Raw genomic sequence first — 21,080 nt, 5'->3', positions numbered from 1 at the left:
TTATCCGCTTACTCGTTGTTTTCGTTGATGACTAGCGACACTTGCCGCTCCTGCCACCCTTCAGGCTGGGTGAACACCCGTTCTGTCACGCGTATCTCTTGAGCGCTGATCTGGGCAATACGTCCATAGTCGGTGCCCATATAGTTACCCTCTTTAACGCTGGTCACGCTGCCATCCGGGGATGCAATCAAGGCCACTTGTCGCCCTCCCATACGCATGGTACCGACCAATCGCAGCTCTTGCAGCGAGAAGCGCTCCAGTGGCTCTGGCGTGCGCTGCCGGTCAGGGGCAAGTGACCCTTCGCTTCGATCAGCGCTCCCCTGAGCAATCTCTTCAGGGGGTAAAAAGGGGCTACGTTCGTTGCTATATAAATAGGACAAATCCGCGCTCTCGGGCAGCGCAACAGCCATAACCGGCGGCTGCCCGCCAGGGGACTGACGAATATCGGCCAGCGTGCCTTCAAGTTGTGCCAAATCGGCGTCCACACAGCCTGTAAGCGCCACTGCGGAGACCATGAAAGAGACCGCCCTTACCGCAAAAGGTAGTTGTTTAGCCCTCATGGTTCCCCCGCCCCCTCTGTGGAGGCTTGGTCGCCCTCCTCCACATAGCGATAAGTGCGAGCCAAGAGCGAAAGGCGCAGCGCATCGCCACGGCCATCGACGGGTTCCAGGCTAAAATCGTGCTGGGTCACCATGCGGGGAAGCGAGGCAATGTCGGCACTGAAGCGCGCCAACTGGTGATAGCCGCCCCGCACCTGTATATCCAGCGGTTGCTCGACATAATGGGCCTGGGCTTGCGTTGGACGCAGCCGAATCGTTTCAATGGTTAAGCGGTTATCGACGGCGGCATCGCTAATGCTATCCAGCAGTGACGGGATTTCTGCATCGGTGGGAAGCATGGTGCGAAAACGCCCCATCTGCTCTTCCAGGGTCGCCAACTGCTCACGCATTTCTGGCAGGAATGCCGCTTGTGAAGCTTTGCTGCGGTATTCGCTCAGCAGCCTGGCTTCTTGGCGCTGGGCGGCCATCACGGCTTCGCGCTGTTCGCTCACCACCAGCCACATCATCACACTCAGTGCCGCCAGCAGCGCCAAGCAGCCGCACAATGCTTTTAGTAGCCACGGCCAGCTACCGGCCTCTTTAACGTCGAGATCCCGCCAATCGACATCGCGCAGACGCTGCCATTCAAGCGCCCACCGCTCGCGGTTAAACCTCATGGAAGCGCCTCCTCAACGCCCTGCGACAGTTCGCTGGCGGTCTGTTCCACCTCAAAACGAAATACGCGGCCTGAGCCATTCTGCTCACTCTCCACTGCCGAGAGCGAGGGCACTGCCAAACCAGGTAGATCGGCAATACGGCGCAGTTGTTCGGAAACCTGGCGCTCACTGCCGGCCACTGCCGTTACGCTGACAGTATTACCGTTCTTAGCTAAGCGTTGATAAATGACGCCATTGGCCACGCTCTCCGCCACGTCATTAAATAGCTGCACGGCATCCGTCCTTTCAGACTGCAGCGCCTGAAACACCGCGATCTGCTCACCTAAGCGCTCGGCGTCACTGGCGTAGCGTGATACGCCAGCAATATCGGTATTAAGACGCTCAATGTGGTCACTAATATAAGCATTACGCTGCTGCTGGGCTGCCAGCTTGAGCTGGTAAAAATGCGCGATCAGTAGGCCAAGCACGACACCCACCACCAGCATGGCGGCTACCACGACGTAGAATTTGCGGGTTCGCCGTTCACGCTGCGCTTCCCGCCAGGGCAGAAGATTAATCGTCATGCTCATTGGCTAACCCTCATCGCCAAGCCACCCGCAGTGAGCATCGCCGGGGCATCGTTGGTCAACGCCTGAAGGTTCAAGCGCTTGTTGACCCGCATGCGCTGAAAGGGATTGGCAATGGTCACCGACATACCACTATCTTCCGCAATGCGTTCGGCAAGCCCTGGAATCACACTCGAACCGCCCGCTAATACGATGTGTTTCACCTCTTGCTGACGCCCGGCGGTGTAGTAGAGCTGCAGGGAGCGCCCTACCTGCTGCACCACGGTTTCCAAAAAAGGGTTGAGCACACGCTCATGGTAGTCATCAGGCAGTCCGCCGCGCTTTTTGGCGAACCCCGCCTCCTCCATGCTCAAATCGTAGCGGTCACGAATGGCATCGGTGAGTTGGCGGCCGCCAAAAACCGTGTCGCGGGTATAGACGATATGCCCACCGCGAACGACGTGGAAGGCATTCATATTGGCACCAATATCCACCAGCCCAACGCAGGCGGTAGGATCATTCTCTACGTTTAGCTGGCGGCGCAATTCGGCAAGCGATCGCTCCATGGCAAAGGTTTCCACGTCCACTGCTGCGGGCTCTAAGCCTGCCCGCTCTAGCGTGTCGGTGAGCTGCGTCACATCCTGCTGCCGGCAGGCGACCAGCACCACCTGCTGTTGCTCATCGTCAAAGGGCGCGGGCCCAAGACACTCGAAATCAAACGCCACTTCATTGAACGGAAATGGAATATGGCGGTCGGATTCGGCCACGATGCGCTCTTCAATCTCCTCTTCACTCAGCCCGATAGGGAAGCTCAGCGTTTTAGTGATCGCAGCGCTGGCTGGAACAGCCACCGCTGCTTTGCGGGTAGAGGGTTTGGCATGTTCCACGGCACGGCTAAGCACACTGGCGACGTCATCGATATCGCGGATACGGCGCTCCACCACGGCCCCTTCGCGCAGTGGTCGAACGGCATAGCTTTCTACCTGGTAATTATCGTGGCACTGTTTTAGCTCAAGCAGCTTGACGGTCGCCGAGGTAATATCGACGCCGATCAACCCTTTACCAGATTTAAGAAAGCGCATATTGGGTCTGGCTCCGCCTGATTGTCGCCCGTTTATTACATGTCGTTTGAGGTTACATGATTTTTAGTTGCGTCACACGCGAACCAACTTAGCGCACATCAACACTGGTGGCCGCCGCCTCAGGTTCCTATAATGGCTGCCAATTGCATGATACGGCCGTTTTAGATGCCGATCTTTTCATTCTTCCCAGGGTGCTCTCCGTACATGACGTTTCTTCGAACCCTTATTTTGTCGCTGTTTTTCATGATTGTGTCGTTGGTAGGGGCTAGCGCATTAGCCGTGATTGGCGCCGCCATTTACTTTGCCCCAGGGCTGCCCGACGTTCGCCAGTTGCAAGACTTTGAACTGCACACGCCGCTGCGCATTTTTACCCAGGACGGTAAATTGATTGGTGAGTTTGGTGAAGAGCGCCGCATGGCGATCAATTTTGATGAAGTTCCACAAGATATGATCAACGCCTTGACCGCCGCCGAGGATGCCAGCTATTTCGACCACGCTGGCGTCGACCCCAGAGGCTTGGCGCGGGCTTTAGTTCAACTGACGATGAGTGGTGATATTCAATCAGGCGGCTCGACAATCACCATGCAGGTCGCGCGTAACTATATGCTGACGCTCGATCAGACCTTTACGCGTAAAATTCGTGAGATCCTGCTGGCACTGCAAATGGAGCAGATCCTCAATAAAGAGGAAATCTTCGAGCTTTACGTCAACAAGATTTTCCTGGGCAACCGCGCCTACGGTATCGCTGCCGCCGCCGAAACCTATTACGACAAACCACTCGCCGAGCTTAGCCTGGCACAAACGGCCATGATTGCCGGTTTACCCAAGGCACCTTCTGCCTTTAACCCGCTGGCTAACTCCGAGCGGTCGCTGATTCGTCGCAACTGGATTCTATTCCGTATGCGCGAGCTGGGGCATATCGACGACGCCACCTACCAAGCGGCCGTTCAGGAACCCGTCACGGCCCGTCGTCACTACACCCAAGCCGAAGTCGATGCTGCCTATGTTTCAGAGATGGCGCGTCAGTATGCGGTGGAGCGCTTCGGCGATGAGGCTTACACCGGCGGCTATCGCATTTACACCACTATTGATAGCGAGTTGCAGCCCTTTGCCCGTCAAGCGTTGGCCAATGGGCTAACGGATTATGACTTACGCCACGGTTGGCGCGGGCCAGAACAGCGTGAGATTGCCGCAAGCCTTGTCGAAGCACAGGAGCAAACCGCGACCCAAGGCCTTGAAGAGGAGCTTGCCGAGTCACCCGAGATTCGCGAGACCGCACGGCAAGCCGCCCAGCGCAGTCAAACCCAAGTCGAAGGTATCGATGGCGACGTCAGCAACTGGGTGCAGGTGCTTGAGCGCACGCCCAACTATGGTCTGCTCCAGCCCGCCATCGTGGTAGAGAGCAGCGGCCGCGAAATGCAGGTGCTCACTCGCGACGACGGTCTACAGACGATCGGTTGGGAAGGCCTGAGCTGGGCACGCCCCTATTTGAGCCCGCGGAGCCGCGGAGCCGAGCCCAGCTCGGCGGAGGAGATCGCAGTACGAGGCGATATGATCCGCGTAGTTGAGAATGAAGACGGATCGCTACGCCTCTCTCAACAGCCGGATGCGGAAGGCTCGCTGGTCGCCCAAGACCCACAAACGGGTGCTATCCTGGCACTCCAGGGCGGTTTCGACTTTAACGCCAGTAAGTTCAATCGTGCTGTACAGGCACGACGCCAGTCTGGCTCTATCTTCAAGCCGTTTATTTACTTAGCGGCCCTTGAAGATGGAGAGATGAACGCCGCCAGCGTCGTTAATGATTCCCCCGTGGTTCTTGACGACGGCAGTAACTCATTGTGGCGGCCGGTCAACTCCAGCCGTGACTTCCAGGGCCCTATGCGCTTACGTCCGGCACTTGCCCGTTCGCGCAATCTGGTCACTATTCGCGTTCTACAAACCATGGGGCTGGATTACACGATTAACTTTTTGGAAGGCTTCGGCTTCTCTCCTGCCCAGCTCCCCCGTGGCTTATCATTAGCGCTAGGCAGCGCAAGCTTAACGCCGATGGAGATGACCAATGCCTACGCAGTGCTCGCCAACGGTGGTTTCCAGGTGTCGCCCTGGTTTATTGAGCGGGTTACCCGCGACGACGACAATGAGCTGATCGATGAAGCCACGCCACAGGTTGCCTGCTCCAGCTGTGCCGAAGACCAGGAGACGGTGGAAATTGATGGCCGCGAATACCCGATCGCCAAACGGGTGGCCGACCCGGCCGCTGTCTACATTCTGCGCGATATGCTGCGTGACGTAATCACCTCGGGTACTGGCCGCGGGGCACTGAGCCTTAACCGTGAAGATATCGTCGGCAAGACCGGCACCACGAACAGCCAGCGTGATGCCTGGTTTGCGGGCTTTAACAGCAACCTGGTGACCACGGTATGGGTGGGTAAAGACAGCAACGAGACCATTTCTGAATATGGGGCTCAGGCCGCGCTTCCTATCTGGATAGAGTTCATGGGTGATGCCCTGGAAGGCACCCCGAACGCCGTACCCGAGCGGCCCGCGACGATTGTCACCGCCCGAGTGGATCCGGACACTGGCCAACGCTTAGCGGACGGCCAGTCTGGCGGGATTATCGAGCTGTTCCATCAGGATCACCTGCCGGATTACCAGCAGCGCCGCATTAGCCGCGAGCTGGAAGAAGCCAGTGGTTCTCAGGGGTCAGGTACCGCTGAGTCGATCTTCTAACTCAGTCTTCTAGACCTGCCAATCCCGTAGTACACCAAACGAAAGGCCCGGAGAGATAATCTCCGGGCCTTTTCTGTTGCTGGCTACCTTTGGGTCTGTCTGTAGCGTTTAACCACTAACGGGTGTCGCAGGCGCTTCGCGCTTACTGGCCAACCAGTTAGCCCCTATGGCGACAACCATGACCGCGACACCGGCAATTTCGGTCATCAAATTAGGGTAGAACACCCCAAAAATCGCAGCGGTAATCGCAATGCGTGGTAGCCACGACATTTTGGTAAACAGATACCCTTCCAACGCCGCGGCAAAGGCACCTAATGCCAGAATGGCAATCACTCCATTCCAGATGACCACCGGCACCGGACCACCAATGATAATCTCAGGGTTGAAGACCATAAACAGCGGAATCAGGTAGAGACCTTTGGCAAACTTCCACGCCTGGAAGCTGGTTTCCATTGGCTTACTGCCCGCAATCGCCGCCCCGGCAAAGCCTGCCAAGGCGATGGGAGGCGTCACGTTGGAGTCCTGGGAGTACCAGAACACGACCAAGTGAGCGACCAGCAGCGGCACACCAAACTCGGCTGTCAATGCAGGCCCGACGAGCACAATGAGCACGATATAGCTGGCAGTAACAGGCAGGCCCATCCCCAACACCAAGCTTGCCAACAGCACCATCACCAGCGCCAACACCAGGTTGCCGCCGGAGAAAGCCAGCATCATGGAGGAGAATTTCAGCCCCAGGCCGGTTAACCCCACGACCCCAACGATAATCCCGGCGACAGCACAGGCCATGGAAACCGCTACCGCATTGCGCGCGCCTAGCTCCAGGCCTTCGACCAGCTTGGCAAAGCCTGTACGTACCACGTCTTTAATCGCTGTTGCTGTCACCGGCTGGCCCTGCCTGGGCGCCACAAAGAAGAACCACAGCACATAGCGCAATACCGCTACCGCCAAAATAGTGATCACTGCGTAGTAGCCTACCCGCATGGGCGACATACTCATGGCCAGCAGCCAGACCAGCACCGCCAACGGCAGCAGGAAGTGCCAGCCATCCTTCATGACCTGGCGCATCTGCGGCAGCTCATCCTTGGGTAGCCCCTGCATGCCCTGCTTAAGAGCGATAATATGCACAAAAAGATAGACCGTGGCGAAATACATAATTGCCGGCAGGATGCTGACTTTGACGATATCCAGGTACGGCGTATTGGTGTACTCAGCAATCAGGAACGCCCCGGCCCCCATCAACGGCGGCATGATCTGCCCGCCGGTTGAGGCCGCCGCTTCGATACCGCCTGCCTGCTTGGCTTTGTAGCCCAGTCGCTTCATCAGCGGAATGGTAAAAGCACCGGTGGTGACCACGTTGGCAATCGCGCTGCCAGAAATAGAACCCATGCCTGCCGACGCTAATACCGCCGCCTTGGCTGGCCCGCCACGCTGGCGTCCGGTCGCCGCATAGGCCATATCGATAAAGAACTTACCCGCCCCGGTACACTCCAAAAAAGCACCAAAGAGGACAAAAATAAAGATATAGGTCGCGGCCACGCCCAGCGGCAGCCCGAAAATACCCTCTTGCCCCAGGTAGAGTTGACCAGCGACCCGGTCAATGGTGTATCCGCGGTGCTCAAGAATGCCCGGCATCCACTCACCAAGCCACGGTAGCTCGCCCCGCGGCCCCGCAAAGGCGTACACAATCGCCAATAGGCCAATGACGGTCATACCAAAACCTACCGCGCGGCGGCTGGCTTCCAATACCGTCACCGTGGCAATACAGGCGACCAGAATATCGGTACTGTTCCAAAAACCTGCACGACTAAAAATTTCATCCAGGTTGAGTACCAAGTAACCACCGGTGAGAATAGCCCCGGCGAAAAACAGCAGATCAAGCCCCCAGCCCAATACACCACGCTTGCGGGTGGGGCCGAAGGCTGGAAACATTAAAAATGCCAGCACCATAATCAGTGCCAGGTGAATACTGCGCTGATAAAAAAGCCCTAAGGGCTGAATGCCAGCAGAGTAGAGCTGAAACAGGGAAAGACCCACCGCCACAATGGTGATCGACCACAGCACCATGCGGGGTTGAATCACATTACCGCCCGGCACCACGCTCGACGGTTGATTGGATTCGCTCATGAAGTCCTCGGAAGCGTTAACTAATGTCGTTTTTATTCACGCGGGGATGCGTGAGGGTCTATCAACTGAATGGTCACGCGTTGCCCAGCGGCGTGTTCACTTAGGCTGACTGGCGCATGCTCACCGCCTGGCCACACCACGCGATGATTAACAGCCGGTGAACCTACCCTCAACACATAACGGTTATTGGTGACAGGCTCGTTAATGGCATTAATCCAATAACCGCCTTCACCGTCTGATACCTGCTCACCGCGGCCAAAAATATGCCCAAGCCCTGCGGCGAAATCGGGTTGATGGCTACGCTCCAATTGCATGACACCCGCTACATTACGATAGCAGTCCAGCACCGTGAAATGTTCAACGGAGTGTTGCCACTTGATGCACCAGCGACCGCCAGCAGGTACTGCCTCATCCACTAGCGTGTCGCCCTGTTCGGTCACCACCGCTAGGCGCATAAACGCCGACGCCGAAGCGGGGGAAGCCCCCACTTCGGCGAACGGACAACATGCAATCAGTAGTGCCATCAGTCGTTGCTGCCACTGCATGGCAATATCCTTCAATGCACGTTAGCGATTAAGGACGCAGACGATCCGGGATTTCAGCACCAACTTCTTCGAAATAACGCAGCGCACCGGGGTGCAGCGGCACAGGAGTCGACTCCATAGTGAACTCAATGGTGGTGTCGTTAGCCGCCGGGTGAACGGCAATCAGCTCGTCGGTGTTTTCGAACAGTAGCTGAGTCAACTGATAAGCCAGCTCTTCGTCCATGTCAGAGTTAACGACGAGGACGTTGGGAATACCCAGGGTCTGCACGGCTTCGTCCATACCGTCATACATACCGGCGGCAAGCTTGTAAGGTGCGAAGACTTCTTCTTCTTCCCGAGCATTGGCCACTTCTTCATCGGACAGGCCAATCAGGCGAATATCACGGGTGGCTGCCAGGTTGAGAATCGAGCTGGTGGGCGGCCCAACGCTCCAGAAACCGGCGTCGATATCACCGTCGCGAATGGCATCTGCAGTTTCGTTGAAGTTAAGGCGCTGGGGGGTGAAATCGCTATAGCTAATACCATTGGCTTCAAGCAGAGCACGGGCATTGAGCTCGGTGCCGCTCCCCGGTGCACCGACGGAAACACGCTTGCCCGCTAGATCAGCAATCGATTCAATATCCGACTCGGCCAGCGTTACCAGCTGTACCGCGTTGGGATAAACCGAGGCGAGCGCGCGGATGTTCTCAACCTGACGGCCTTCAAAATCATCCGTGCCGGTATAAGCCTGATAGACCGTATCGGCCAGAGCCAGGGCAAGATCCGCGTCACCGCGCATGATCAGCCCCATATTTTCAACCGAGGCACCGGTCACTTCAGCCGTCGCCTGAGCGCCTTCGATATGGTTGTTGATCATTTCGGCAAAACCACCGCCGATAGGGTAGTAAACGCCACCGGTACCGCCAGTCGCGATTGAGAGTTGTTGAGCGCTTGCTGGAAGCGCGACCGCGAGCATAGAAGCGGCAGCGGCTGTGGCGTATAGAGAGCGTAGAGTTTTCATGAGCATTTCCTCCGTCCTGCTTGGACTTATAGGTATGGTTGACGATAAAAGGAGGTGTTGAAGCCCCAGCTTCTGGCTGCCGTCACGACGAACCGGAAGCGGTGGAAGTGAAGTTAGCACGGCTTATGCGTTAGATGCTAATAGGCGTTATCAGCGCAGCAGCGCCTTTACCTCTACAGCCGTGAGTGCCTAAGAAGGTGTAACCGCCCAGCAGTTAGATCGAATAGCCAAAACTATTAAAATCATGAAATTCAGCATAAATGTCTTATTTTATGCCGAATTGTTATTATTTATTAAAAATGGCCGTTAATTTCGCCCACCCCATCGTTATTGTTGATTCAGGATAGGAGCCACACTGCTATGGAGCCCGGTTTTAAAGAAGAAGGTAGTCGGGAAAAAGACGCGCCGCGGCAAAACCTGGCCATTAGTGCTTACCGCCAACTCAAGCACGACATTATTCGTGGTCGCTATGCGCCAGAGCAGAAACTGCTGATGAGCCGCCTCAAAGAGCAGTACGGCGCCAGCACCGGGCCGCTACGGGAAGCGCTGTCACAGTTAGTTTCTGACCGCCTTGTGGTCGCTATCAGTCAGCGCGGCTACCGGGTAGCTCCCATGTCGCTGGCCGAACTCAACGATATTTACGACGCACGGGCTCAGCTTGAAGGGCTGATCCTGAGATTGGCCATTGAGCGCGGCGACGACGACTGGGAGGCCACCGTACTGGCCACCGCGCATCGGCTGGCCAAGGTCACCGACATCAACACCCCCGATGACCTGCTGGATATCTGGGATCAGCGCCACAAAGCGTTCCACACCGCCATTGCCAGCGGCTGCAACTCCCCTCACCTGCTACAAATGCGCAATACTCTGTTTGATCAGGTAGAGCGCTATCGCCACCTGTGGCTGCAGGAAACCGTGATGTCATCCCAGGCGCTGGAGCTTAAGCGCCAGGAGCACGCCGAATTGGTCGAGGTCATTCTGGCTCGCGATACCGCCGAAGCCGACACCCTGATGCGCGATCACCTGATGACCCCCGTACCGATAATTACCCGCGTCCTTCAAGAGCGCGGCATCAGTTGAGCTTTTCGCTTCGGCTCTTCGCCCCAGACCAAAGTTCTACGTTTTAAAAAAATGTAGATATTTTAAAAAAACGGCGATACATTGACTGCAAGCTATTTTGCATCTATTCCTGCCCACTATCCGAGGAATCTACGCCATGACGCATTTCAACTGGGACGACCCACTACTTCTGGAACAACAGCTCACCGATGAAGAGCGCCAGATTCGTGATGCGGCCTACGACTACTGCCAGGAAAACCTTCAGCCCCGCGTACTGACCGCCTTCCGTGAAGAGCGGTTCGATCGCGAAATCATGACCGAGATGGGCGAGCTTGGTCTGCTGGGTGCTACCGTTTCCCCCGAGTACGGCGGCGCTGGCGTTAACCACGTGGCCTACGGTTTGATTGCCCGCGAAGTAGAGCGCGTAGACTCCGGCTACCGTTCGGCCATGAGCGTGCAGTCCTCGCTGGTGATGTACCCCATCGAGACCTACGGCTCGGAAGAGCAGAAGCAAAAATTCCTACCCAAGCTTGCCAGCGGTGAAATGGTCGGCTGCTTTGGCCTGACCGAACCTGACCACGGCTCTGATCCCGGCAATATGATCACGCGCGCGGAAAAAGTCGATGGCGGCTACCGCCTAACCGGCGCCAAAATGTGGATCACCAACAGCCCGATTGCCGATATCGCGGTGGTATGGGCGAAATCAGCAGCCCACGACAATCAGATTAAAGGCTTTATTGTCGAGCGCGGCACCGAGGGTTTCACCACGCCCAAAATCGAAGGCAAAGTCTCCCTACGCGCCTCGATTACCGGTGAGATCGTGCTGGATAACGCCTTCGTTCCCGAAGAGAACCTGCTGCCTAACGTCAGCGGCTTGAAAGGCCCGTTCGGCTGCTTAAACAAAGCGCGCTATGGCATCGCCTGGGGCGTGATGGGCACGGCCGAGTTCTGCTGGCACGCGGCGCGCCAATACACCCTCGACCGCAAGCAGTTTGGCCGCCCACTGGCCGCCAACCAGCTGATCCAGAAAAAGCTCGCCGATATGCAGACCGAGATCACTCTGGGCTTGCAGGCAGCCCTGCAAGTAGGTCGCCTGATGGATAGCGGCAACTGGGCACCGGAAATGGTCTCGCTGATCAAACGCAACAACTGCGGCAAAGCGCTGGATATCGCTCGCCAGTCCCGCGATATGCACGGCGGTAACGGCGTCTCCGACGAATACGGCGTCATTCGCCATATGGTCAACCTGGAATCGGTAAATACCTACGAAGGCACCCACGATGTGCATGCTCTGATTCTTGGCCGCGCGCAGACGGGTATTCAGTCGTTCTTTTAATCACCGCACCTTGATCACTTGTCACTTATTAACGGAGCCTCTATGAACGAGCTAACCAAACCACTGGCCGGTATAAAAGTACTCGATATTTCCCGCGTACTGGCCGGGCCGTGGTGCGGACAAATGCTCGCGGATATGGGGGCAGATGTGATTAAGGTAGAGCGTCCCGGTAGCGGCGATGACACCCGCCACTGGGGCCCTCCTTGGCTGGCGGGCAGCGAAGAGTCGGCGTACTACCTGTGCGCTAACCGGGGTAAACGCTCGGTGACCGTCGATATGGCCAAACCCGAAGGCCAGGCAGTGATCAAGCAGCTCGTGGCTAACTCCGACGTGTTGATAGAAAACTTCAAGGTCGGCGGCCTGAAACGCTACGGTCTGGATTACGCCAGTTTGAAGGCGCTGAACCCACGACTGATCTACTGCTCCATCACCGGTTTTGGCCAGGAGAGCCCTTACGCTCACCGCGCCGGTTATGACTTTATGATCCAAGCCATGGGCGGGATCATGAGCCTAACTGGCAAGCCCGACAGTGAACCCGGCGGTGGCCCGGTAAAAAGCGGCGTTGCCTTTACCGATATTTTCACGGGGCTCTATGCCGCTAATGCAATTTTAGCGGCGCTTTATCAGCGCCGTGATAGCGGCGAGGGCTGCCATATCGATATGGCACTAATGGATGTCCAGGTAGGCGTGCTCGCCAATCAAGCACTGAATTACCTAACCTCCGGCAATGTGCCCCAGCGGTTGGGTAATGCACACCCCAACATCGTGCCTTATCAGGCGTTTGCTACCCAGGATGGCCATATGATTATGGCTGTCGGCAACGACGAGCAGTTCAAACGCTTTTGCGCGGTGCTTTCGCTACCGGCTTTGGCGGAAGATCCGCGCTTTGCCACCAATGGGGCTAGGGTAAATAACCGCGCGTTACTCGTGCCGCAGTTGGAAGCGGCGTTGGCCCAGCGCAGCACTGATGAATGGCTAGCCGCTTTTGAAGCCGTAGGCGTGCCCTGCGGGCCGATCAATACGCTGGATCGGGTGTTTGACGACCCCCATGTGAAAGCCCGCGGACTTAAGCAGACCCTGCCCCACGACCAAGCGGGTCAGGTGGATCTGGTTGCTAACCCGATTCGTTTTAATGGTGCCCAAATGAGCGCCACTACGGCGCCGCCCCACCTAGGTCAGCATACTGAAAGCGTGCTGGAAGAGCTCGGCATTAGCTTGGAGCAGCGCACTGCGATGCGCGCAGCTGGCATCATTTAATGACCCAAAGGTCAATGCATCCCCCTCTTAGGCGCCTCACCCGGCGCTTTTTTTTAAGCCACAGATACCGGCCAACATGGCAAACCAAGAGGCGAGCAATTGGCTAGTGCTTCGCGATCAAAAGCTGTACAATTCCTATACAAAACATATATCAAGAGCTAAGCTAAATAGCGTTGAATGCTTCAGTGTAGGCTGTAGGCATTATGTTATCTAATGTTAAGGCATTAATAGCCTCATCCAACACCCATCCACAGGAGCAGCTATGAGCCAGTGCGCACGCGTTAATGGCAGTTGCAAACGCTGTGAAGGCGACTTGCCCTTTGAGTTCACCATGGCCTTTCAGCCAATCGTGGATCTATCGCTGGCCCAAATCGTCACCTATGAAGCACTGGTTCGTGGTTTGCGCGGAGAATCCGCCTGGAGCGTTATTTCACAGGTGACTGATGACCTCCTCTACCGTTTTGATCAGGCCTGCCGGGTAAAAGCGATCGAAATGGCCAGCGCACTGGATATGCAAACCGATCTCTCGATCAATTTCTTACCCAACGCCGTTTATGAGCCGAAAGCTTGTATCCAGGCGACGTTAGAAGTTTCCAAGCGCGTGGGCTGGCCAACCCATCGGCTAATTTTTGAAATCACCGAAACCGAACGCGTCCGCGACCGGCAGCACCTATGCAATATCATTGATGCCTACCGCTCCATGGGCTTTAAAACGGCGCTAGATGATTTTGGCAACGGGTACGCCAATTTAGACTTATTGACCGATCTAACGCCGGATAAGCTCAAGATTGACCGCGAACTGGTCATGAATTGCGATAGCGATTTTCGCCGCCAGGCGCTGTTAAACGCGATCATCCTGCTCGCTCAAGAGCTTGATATGACCCTCATCGCCGAAGGTGTGGAGACCCGCGCTGAAGCTTTATGGCTGGGCCGCGCGGGGATTGTTCGTCAACAGGGCTTCTATTTCGCGAAACCCGCAATTAATTCTCTTGGTACCGATATTACCCCTCTGTTGATGGGGTTAAAAAGAGAGCTAACGGAGTTAAAAAGTGACGTAGAGACCAGCACAGGAGCGGTGAATGAAAGAGATTAGCCCTGATCAACTCTACCAGTTGTTTAACCGTTCAAAGCGTAATACCGAAAATGTTATCAAAGCAGCGCCGATTGGGATCTGTATTACGACCCCCTCTGGCCACTTTGAAATGGTCAATCCAGCGTACTGCGAGTTTTATGGCTACCAGCCAGAAGAGCTTTTAGGTCAGCACTTTACTCAAGTAGTACCTGAAGAGAGCCGGGCGGTTTTATCAGCCCTGCATGAAGAGTTTATGCAGGGCAACGAGAACCAGGAACTGCGCCAAGAGTGGGATGTTGTCATTAAAAACGGCGAGAGGCGCACCGTTATTACCGAAGCCGCACGCATTGAAGCTGACGATGGAGAGCCGCGTAAAGTCACTTTTATTATCGACATTACCCAGCGCAAGCGGCTAGAGGAGCGGCTAAAGCAGGCCAATGAACGCCTGGATCACCTGGCCCACCACGATGAGCTAACCGAACTACTCAATCGTCGTGCTGGCTTGCAGCGCCTGGATGAAGAGATTAAGCGCTTTAAGCGTTATGGCACGCCCTTAAGTATCGCCATGTATGACCTGGACGACTTTAAAGCCTTCAACGATACCTACGGGCACAGCGCAGGCGACAGCGTTCTACAACAGATCACAACCTTGATCAGCGAGATACTGCGCGACACAGATTCGCATATCCGCCTAGGCGGCGAAGAGTTTCTCATCATTATGCCAGGCGTAACCGCAGAAGAAGCCTATCAGGGCATGGAGCGTGTGCGTAAAAGCATTGCGCAAAAGTCATTTACCGAACATCAATTAACAGTAACGCTCTCATCGGGGATTGCCAGCTACGCTGAAGGCTCGGGCTCAAGACTCCTCGAACGTGCCGACAAAGCCATGTACCAAGCTAAACAGACTGGGCGTAATCGTGTTGTCATTGCCTAGTCATCAATGTAATCAAAGCTATTAAGCACTATGCTTATAAGTACTATGCTGAAAGAACATTCATCTTCAATTAGGAAGTAAGCCATGAGCAGCAATGCCGAACTGAACGAGCTAAAACATAAATACGTCGCTGCAGGCGCCGCTAGCCCCGCAACGGCGTTTGCCGACCACGCTGAAAATGCTGAAATCTGGGACGCGGACGGCAATCGCTTTATCGACTTCGCGGGCGGCATTGGCGTACTCAACGTAGGTCACCGCCACCCTAAAGTAGTCGCAGCGGTAAAAGCCCAGCTCGATAAGCTGATGCATACCTGCCAAACGGTCATGCCTTATGAAGGCTACGTGAAGGTCGCGGAAAAGCTCAGCCAGATCGTGCCGGTGCGTGGCCATGCCAAAGTCATGCTGGCCAACTCCGGTGCGGAAGCGCTGGAAAACGCGGTCAAGATCGCCCGCGCCGCCACCGGCCGCTCCAACGTTATCTGTTTCGATGGCGGCTACCACGGCCGTACCTTCTTCACCATGGCAATGAACGGCAAGGTGGCGCCTTACCAGAGCGACTTCGGCCCCATGCCGGGCACTGTGTTCCGTGCGCCCTACCCGGTGCCTTACCACGGCGTTAGCGAAGACGAGGCCATTCGTGGTCTGAAGATGACGCTGAAAACCGATGCCAACCCGAAAGATACCGCGGCCATCGTGCTCGAGCCGGTACTCGGTGAAGGCGGTTTCTACCCGGCCTCTACTAGCTTCCTGACCAAAGTTCGCGAAATCTGCGATGAGCACGGCATGCTGATGATCATCGATGAAGTGCAGTCGGGCTTTGGCCGTACTGGCAAAATGTTTGCCATCGAGCATAGCGGCGTTGAGCCGGACATTATGACCATGGCCAAGAGTATGGCCGACGGCATGCCGATCTCCGCCATCGTGGGTACTGACAAGGTGATGGACGCTTCAGGCCCTAACTCCTTGGGCGGTACCTACACCGGCAGCCCCACCGCCTGTGCGGCCGCGTTGGCAGTCATGGAAGTGTTTGAAGAAGAGAACATTCTGGAGAAGAGCCAGGCCCTGGGCGACAAGCTGGCCAAGCGCTTCAATGTGTGGGCAGACAAGTTTGATTGCATCGACCATGTGCGCAACATGGGTGCCATGGCTGCATTTGAGCTAGTGTCGAACAAAGCCGACCACACACCTAACCCGGAACTGGCTGCCGCGCTGTGCAAGAAAGCCCGTGAAGAGGGCTTGATCCTGCTCTCCTGCGGCATGTACGGCAACACCATCCGCTTCCTGATGCCCGTCACCATTCAAGATGATGTGCTCAATGAAGGCCTAGATATTATTGAGTCCTGCCTGGATTCACTGGTGTAACGCCAAGCTAACTGACGTTAGTGCATACGTGAATACGACGCCGCCCAATTTGGGCGGCGTTTTGGTTTAACGAGGCCGACGATCGCCTTCCAAAAAGTTAGCCGTAAAGACCGCTTTGCCATGGGTCTCAAACGACCACTTCATCACCTCGCTTAACGCTGCCATTACTTCGTCGAACTCGCCAAATACCTGGGTGCTCATGCGATTCGGGTGTACTTCCAATCCCGTCGCTTCCAGGCGTTTTACCACCTCTTTGACCACCGGCTTGAAGTCATCGGCCAGTGGGTAGTAGCTAAGCTGTACGGAAAGATACATAACGCCTCCTCACGCTGTGTTTGAGGGCCTGCTGGTTACGGATAATCTTTGCCAGGCAGCCACAATAGCGGCACGGGTCTCGTCCGGATGCTCCATCGGGAACATATGCGTACCGGGAACCTCGCTCACCGTTAACCCCTTGCGCTTCAAGCGCTTTATCCGTGAAGCGGTCAGTAAGTGGGACTCTTTGCCCGCCACCAGCTCTAACGGCACGCCCAGCCGTTGGGGCAGGCGCGAAAGGTGATCCGGCAAATGGCGGAAAATTTCCACCTCAATACTCGGGTCAAAGGTCAGTTCAGCACTGCCGTCATCCAGTAAGCGCGTCCCTGCTTCAATGTAGTCGTTGAGCGCCTCCGGGGTAAAGCGACGAAACAGCCCCCGGCGACCCAGCGAGCTTGCCATCGCTTCGCGACTCGGCCACACGGTGCGCCGACCCAGGGTTTTACCTGCAGGGGTAACCCGATCCACAAAGCCAAACCGCTTGGCGGCTTTCATTGCCCAGGCGTCCGTTCCCAGCATCAAGGGCGGGTCGAGCATGATCACCCCGCAGAAGCGCTCAGGCTGTTTATCCGCGGCCATGGCCATCAAGGTGCCACCCAACGAGTGCCCCACGCCCAGCAGCGGCGTATCGCTCTCAGGTAGGTAGCTCAGCAGCTCATCCACCAGATTGCCCCAGTTGTGGTTTACGGGGTAGTCAGGGTGGTGACCCAGGCGATCCAGAGGATGTAGATCAAAGGTCTCTGCCAGGGGATTCAACAGGCTGCGATAGCTTAGGCCCGGAAAACCATTGGCATGGGCAAACACTAAACGGGGACGTTGGGCAGCATTAGCAGACATGGTAAGGCTCGCGCGTTAAAAAGGCAGGAAGACGGCGAATGTGAAATATGATTATTTACGCCGCCTATCATACATCTGTTTTAACGCGCTACTGAATGAGCGTCAATGAGCATAAGGGTTAACAGGCTAATTAAAACAGCGACAGTTGATGCTCCTGGCTGTTGTCCGCCAGCCGATACCCTACGCCAAGCAGGCGTACGGGACGCTCGCCCCTGGCCCAACCGACGTTAAGCAGAGTTTCAAACTGTTCAAGGTTGGGCGCGGGGTCGGCATGCTCGACGGTGGTTTGGGTAAAGTCGCTAAACTTCACTTTGACGATTAGCCCGCGCACCGCCAGTGGTGGGTCAAGCCGTGCGTAGCGGCGCTCTAAATCTTCGATCAGCGCGGGGAGTTCACGGCGGCAGGCGTCGAGGTCGGGTAAATCCTGAGCGTAGGTCTGTTCGGTGCTGACCGATTTGCGCTCACGGTGGGTTTTTACCGGGCGCTCGTCCCGCCCCCAACTTAGCTCGTGTAGCCGCCGTCCAAAACGGCCGAAATGCTCGACCAGGTCGGTCAGCGTGCGGGTACGCAGGTCGGCGCAGGTGTGGATATCCAGCCCTGCCAACTTCTCGGCCGTGCGCGGCCCTACCCCATGGATTTTCTTGACCGGCAGCTGTTGTACGAAGCTATCGACCTTATCCGGCGTAATTACGCAAAGGCCGTCGGGTTTGTTCCAGTCGCTGGCGATTTTGGCCAGAAACTTATTGGGCGCTACGCCCGCTGAAACAGTAATCCCCACTTCGCGGCTGACCCGTTCGCGGATCGCTTCGGCCATTAGCGTCGCGCTGCCGTGATGCAGGGTGGTCTCCGAGACATCCAGAAAGGCTTCATCCAAGGAGAGCGGTTCAATCAGTTCAGTTACATCGCGATAAATGGCGAAGACCTGGCGGGCGACCTCTTTGTATTTGGCCATCTCACCGCGAATCACGGTGAGATGGGGGCAGCGTTTGAGTGCCTGGGCCATTGGCATCGCTGAATGGATGCCAAACTCGCGGGCAGGATAGTTGCAGGTAGCGACCACCCCACGCTGCTCGACGCTGCCGCCAATGGCAATTGGGATATCCCGCAGCGCGGGGTTATCGCGCATTTCCACTGCTGCATAAAAGCAGTCACAGTCGCAGTGAATGATTTTGCGCACCGGCTACCCTTCTAACTGTAAAAAATCACAGTTTATCACAGGGATTAGCTTTTTATGTTCCGCAGAAGGTTCTTAGCACCTGCTCATTTTCCGTCGCAGGCGCTGCCAAACGACGCGCTTCAACCGACTCATCAAACGGCTTGGTCACCACCGCGAGAAGGGTATGGAAAGGCACAAAATCACCGTCGTAAGCGGCATCAATGACCTCTTGTACCCGGTGGTTACGGGGAATAATCACCGGGTTAGCGTGGCGCATCGCGGCTAATCGCTCGCTGTCTTGATTAGCTGCCTGCTCGACCTGCCACGTATCTAGCCACGCGGTTAGCTCATTGGGCTGGGTCGTTAGCGCCAGCAGGGCCTCGCGGTGTTTATCACTCATTGAGTTAGCGTATTGGGTGAGCGCATCAAAGGTAGCCATCATATCCATTCGCCCCTGGTGCATTTGGCTTTCTAGCCCTTCCATAAGCGGCACTGCCTGATCACTTTCTGGCGTGAGGCCCAACTTATCGGCGTGCAAACGGCGCTGTTCAGCATCAAACAGTGGCTCAAAGCGGCGAATAATCTCGGTGGCCTGCTCTACCAACGCTTCGCCTTCTTCACGCATCAGCGGCAGTAGCGTTTCGGCAAAGCGGGCAAGATTCCACTGGGCAATGGCGGGCTGGTTGTCAAATGCGTAGCGGCGACCTTGATCGATGGAGCTAAACACCTTCTGCGGATTAAATTGCTCCATAAAGGCACAGGGACCGTAATCGATAGTCTCCCCGGCGATGCTGCAGTTATCGGTGTTCATCACCCCGTGGATAAACCCAACGCTCATCCAGCGTGCAATCAGCACCGCTTGGCGGGCAACGACTGCTTCCAGCAGTGCTAAATAAGGATCTTCGGCGTTGGCGGCAACTGGGTAGTGGCGTTCAATGACATGATCCGCCAACGCTTTTAACAATGCTTCATCTCGCCGTGAGGCGGCGAATTGGAAGGTTCCTACGCGGATATGGCTGCTGGCCACGCGGGTAAACACCGCGCCGGGCTCAGCCATCTGCCGTATCACCCGCTCGCCGCTGGTCACCGCTGCCAGAGCGCGGGTGGTGGGAATGCCCATGGCGGCCATAAACTCGCTAACCAAATATTCACGCAGCACCGGCCCTAACGGCGAACGGCCGTCGCCACCACGGGAAAATGGCGTGCGGCCGCTGCCTTTTAGCTGCACATCTCGGCGCACGCCGTTCTGGTCGATCACTTCACCCAGCAGCAGCGCACGGCCATCGCCCAGTTGCGGCACAAAGTTGCCAAACTGGTGGCCTGCATAGCCTAACGCCCCCGGCTTGGCTTCTGGCATGAGCTGGTTGCCGCTAAACCACTGGGCCAGCGTTTCGGAGTCAGGTATCTCTTTGGCGCCTAGCTCATGAGCCAGCGGGGCATTAAACGCGATCAGCTCAGGGCTGGATACAGGCGTTGCCTGGGTGGCAACCCACAGGGGTTCGGGTAAGGTGGAGTAGAGATGTTCGAATGGCAGCACGTTAGGCTCCGCTGTTGATGGCGATATCTACCTAATACCCTAGCACTTTAGTCAAGTTAACGCCGTTGCAAACAGCGAACAGCCTGCTCGAGCACCGGCGTCAACGGCGCCCGCCATTGGTGGGTCAATAGCGCATCTGCCCGGGTGACGCCGAGGGAGAGCGATGCTAGCGGCATGCCCCGCTCATGGGCGGCGCGGCAGAAACGGTAGCCGGAAAACACCATCAACGAAGTGCCCACTGCCAGTACCGCCTCCGACTCTGCCAGCGCCACCTGCGCCGCCAGCCGCCGTTCGGCGGGCACCACATCGCCGTAGAACACTACGTCAGGCTTCAGGATGCCGCTGCAGCGCGGGCAGTCGAAAATACGAAAGGCGCTGAAGTCGGTTTCAAGATCGGCGTCGCCATCCGGGGCGTGCCCTGCCTGCAAACCAGCAAAGCTCGGATTCATGCGCGCCATTTCGGCATGCATGGCGTGGCGCATCATTTGATAGTCGCACACCATGCACTTCACCATGTCCGCCCGACCATGCAGGTCGATCACTCGGCGGGAACCGGCGCGTTGATGCAAACGGTCAACGTTTTGGGTCACCAATTGCTGGATGTAGCCCTGGGATTCCAGCGCGGCGAGCGCACGGTGCGCGCCGCTGGCTTGGGCTTCGCGCATGGCGCTGAAACCGATCAGTGCGCGGGCCCAGTAACGCTGGCGAACGTGATGAGAGCTCATGAAGTCGCCATGCTGCACCGGGGGTGGCCGCTTCCACTGGCCATCCGCATCGCGATAGTCCGGAATACCGCTATCGGTACTCACACCGGCACCGGTAATCACCCACAGTTTTGGGTGCCGCTGAATAAAATCAGCCAGTTCCTCGCCCGCCTGGGCAACGCTTTCTGCAATTTCCACGGCCTGCGTCAATCGTTCACCTCTAGGCAATGTGGCTCGAACTCAACGATACTGTATAGCAACAGCGG

At 56.5% G+C, this 21,080-nt stretch carries 19 protein-coding genes; 7 read left to right on the top strand and 12 right to left on the bottom strand.

All coding sequences use genetic code 11. The features are described 5' to 3' along the window. Window positions 1–8: 8 nt before the first annotated feature. The 4 genes from KF947_RS15290 to pilM are packed head-to-tail and all read right to left on the bottom strand — an operon-like array spanning window position 9 to window position 2,843. Window positions 9–560, bottom strand: coding sequence for a pilus assembly protein PilP (locus KF947_RS15290; RefSeq protein ID WP_227404350.1), 552 nt, complete (start codon window positions 558–560; stop codon window positions 9–11). After that, window positions 557–1,216, bottom strand: coding sequence for a type 4a pilus biogenesis protein PilO (locus KF947_RS15285; protein WP_133730795.1), 660 nt, complete (start codon window positions 1,214–1,216; stop codon window positions 557–559). The genes KF947_RS15290 and KF947_RS15285 overlap by 4 nt, the downstream gene beginning before the upstream one ends. Next, entirely contained in the window at window positions 1,213–1,785 is a 573-nt protein-coding gene (locus KF947_RS15280) for a PilN domain-containing protein (protein ID WP_133730796.1), read from the bottom strand. The genes KF947_RS15285 and KF947_RS15280 overlap by 4 nt, the downstream gene beginning before the upstream one ends. After that, on the bottom strand, window positions 1,782–2,843 hold the full coding sequence (gene pilM / locus KF947_RS15275) for a type IV pilus assembly protein PilM (RefSeq protein WP_133730797.1): 1,062 nt from the start codon (window positions 2,841–2,843) through the stop codon (window positions 1,782–1,784). Before pilM ends, KF947_RS15280 begins: the two co-directional genes overlap by 4 nt. A gap of 204 nt (window positions 2,844–3,047) precedes the next feature. On the opposite strand from pilM, the gene KF947_RS15270 reads away from it, so the two are divergent. After that, a complete protein-coding gene (locus tag KF947_RS15270) occupies window positions 3,048–5,573 on the top strand; it encodes a penicillin-binding protein 1A (protein WP_227404349.1) in 2,526 nt (841 codons plus the stop codon). Window positions 5,574–5,681: 108 nt separating this feature from the next. Here the strand turns inward: KF947_RS15270 and KF947_RS15265 are convergent, their stop codons facing one another. From KF947_RS15265 to KF947_RS15255, 3 genes are read right to left on the bottom strand one after another with little or no spacing between them, the layout of a single operon-like run. Next, window positions 5,682–7,700 carry a TRAP transporter permease gene (locus KF947_RS15265; protein ID WP_227404348.1) on the bottom strand — a complete coding sequence of 673 codons (2,019 nt, stop codon included), beginning with the start codon at window positions 7,698–7,700 and terminating at the stop codon, window positions 5,682–5,684. A 32-nt stretch (window positions 7,701–7,732) separates the two neighbouring features. Then, window positions 7,733–8,245: a DUF1850 domain-containing protein gene (locus KF947_RS15260; RefSeq protein WP_223287907.1), complete on the bottom strand. Its 513-nt coding sequence runs from the start codon at window positions 8,243–8,245 to the stop codon at window positions 7,733–7,735. Window positions 8,246–8,273: 28 nt separating this feature from the next. Further along, window positions 8,274–9,245, bottom strand: coding sequence for a TAXI family TRAP transporter solute-binding subunit (locus KF947_RS15255; protein ID WP_133730801.1), 972 nt, complete (start codon window positions 9,243–9,245; stop codon window positions 8,274–8,276). Between the two features lie 360 nt (window positions 9,246–9,605). On the opposite strand from KF947_RS15255, the gene csiR reads away from it, so the two are divergent. The 6 genes from csiR (at window position 9,606) to gabT (ending at window position 16,265) form a co-directional block, all read left to right on the top strand. Next, on the top strand, window positions 9,606–10,325 hold the full coding sequence (csiR, locus tag KF947_RS15250; RefSeq protein ID WP_133730802.1) for a DNA-binding transcriptional regulator CsiR: 720 nt from the start codon (window positions 9,606–9,608) through the stop codon (window positions 10,323–10,325). A gap of 136 nt (window positions 10,326–10,461) precedes the next feature. Further along, window positions 10,462–11,640, top strand: coding sequence for an acyl-CoA dehydrogenase (locus tag KF947_RS15245; RefSeq protein WP_035576748.1), 1,179 nt, complete (start codon window positions 10,462–10,464; stop codon window positions 11,638–11,640). Window positions 11,641–11,682: 42 nt separating this feature from the next. Next, window positions 11,683–12,897 carry a CaiB/BaiF CoA transferase family protein gene (locus KF947_RS15240; protein WP_227404347.1) on the top strand — a complete coding sequence of 405 codons (1,215 nt, stop codon included), beginning with the start codon at window positions 11,683–11,685 and terminating at the stop codon, window positions 12,895–12,897. Between the two features lie 262 nt (window positions 12,898–13,159). Further along, window positions 13,160–13,990 (top strand): EAL domain-containing protein, encoded by an 831-nt coding sequence (locus tag KF947_RS15235; protein ID WP_227404346.1) that lies wholly within the window; start codon window positions 13,160–13,162, stop codon window positions 13,988–13,990. Further along, window positions 13,977–14,903: a sensor domain-containing diguanylate cyclase gene (locus KF947_RS15230; protein ID WP_227404345.1), complete on the top strand. Its 927-nt coding sequence runs from the start codon at window positions 13,977–13,979 to the stop codon at window positions 14,901–14,903. The genes KF947_RS15235 and KF947_RS15230 overlap by 14 nt, the downstream gene beginning before the upstream one ends. An 84-nt stretch (window positions 14,904–14,987) precedes the next feature. After that, entirely contained in the window at window positions 14,988–16,265 is a 1,278-nt protein-coding gene (gene gabT / locus KF947_RS15225; protein ID WP_227404344.1) for a 4-aminobutyrate--2-oxoglutarate transaminase, read from the top strand. A 66-nt stretch (window positions 16,266–16,331) separates the two neighbouring features. On the opposite strand, the gene KF947_RS15220 is transcribed toward gabT, so the two are convergent. The 5 genes from KF947_RS15220 to KF947_RS15200 all read right to left on the bottom strand — a co-directional run bounded on the left by KF947_RS15220 (window position 16,332) and on the right by KF947_RS15200 (window position 21,024). Continuing rightward, window positions 16,332–16,580 carry a YkoF family thiamine/hydroxymethylpyrimidine-binding protein gene (locus tag KF947_RS15220; protein WP_133730807.1) on the bottom strand — a complete coding sequence of 83 codons (249 nt, stop codon included), beginning with the start codon at window positions 16,578–16,580 and terminating at the stop codon, window positions 16,332–16,334. A gap of 9 nt (window positions 16,581–16,589) precedes the next feature. Continuing rightward, complete coding sequence (locus KF947_RS15215; protein ID WP_133730808.1) at window positions 16,590–17,417, bottom strand: alpha/beta fold hydrolase; 828 nt, start codon at window positions 17,415–17,417, stop codon at window positions 16,590–16,592. Between the two features lie 130 nt (window positions 17,418–17,547). Then, window positions 17,548–18,594: a DNA polymerase IV gene (gene dinB / locus KF947_RS15210; RefSeq protein ID WP_133730809.1), complete on the bottom strand. Its 1,047-nt coding sequence runs from the start codon at window positions 18,592–18,594 to the stop codon at window positions 17,548–17,550. Between the two features lie 52 nt (window positions 18,595–18,646). Then, entirely contained in the window at window positions 18,647–20,110 is a 1,464-nt protein-coding gene (locus KF947_RS15205; protein WP_227404343.1) for a protein adenylyltransferase SelO, read from the bottom strand. Between the two features lie 56 nt (window positions 20,111–20,166). Beyond that, entirely contained in the window at window positions 20,167–21,024 is an 858-nt protein-coding gene (locus KF947_RS15200) for an NAD-dependent protein deacetylase (protein WP_227404342.1), read from the bottom strand. Window positions 21,025–21,080: the final 56 nt, after the last annotated feature.

The organism is Halomonas sp. FeN2 (assembly GCF_020595105.1).
Taxonomy (GTDB): Bacteria; Pseudomonadota; Gammaproteobacteria; order Pseudomonadales; family Halomonadaceae; genus Vreelandella; species Vreelandella neptunia.
This window is presented reverse-complemented; position numbering and strand designations above follow the sequence as displayed.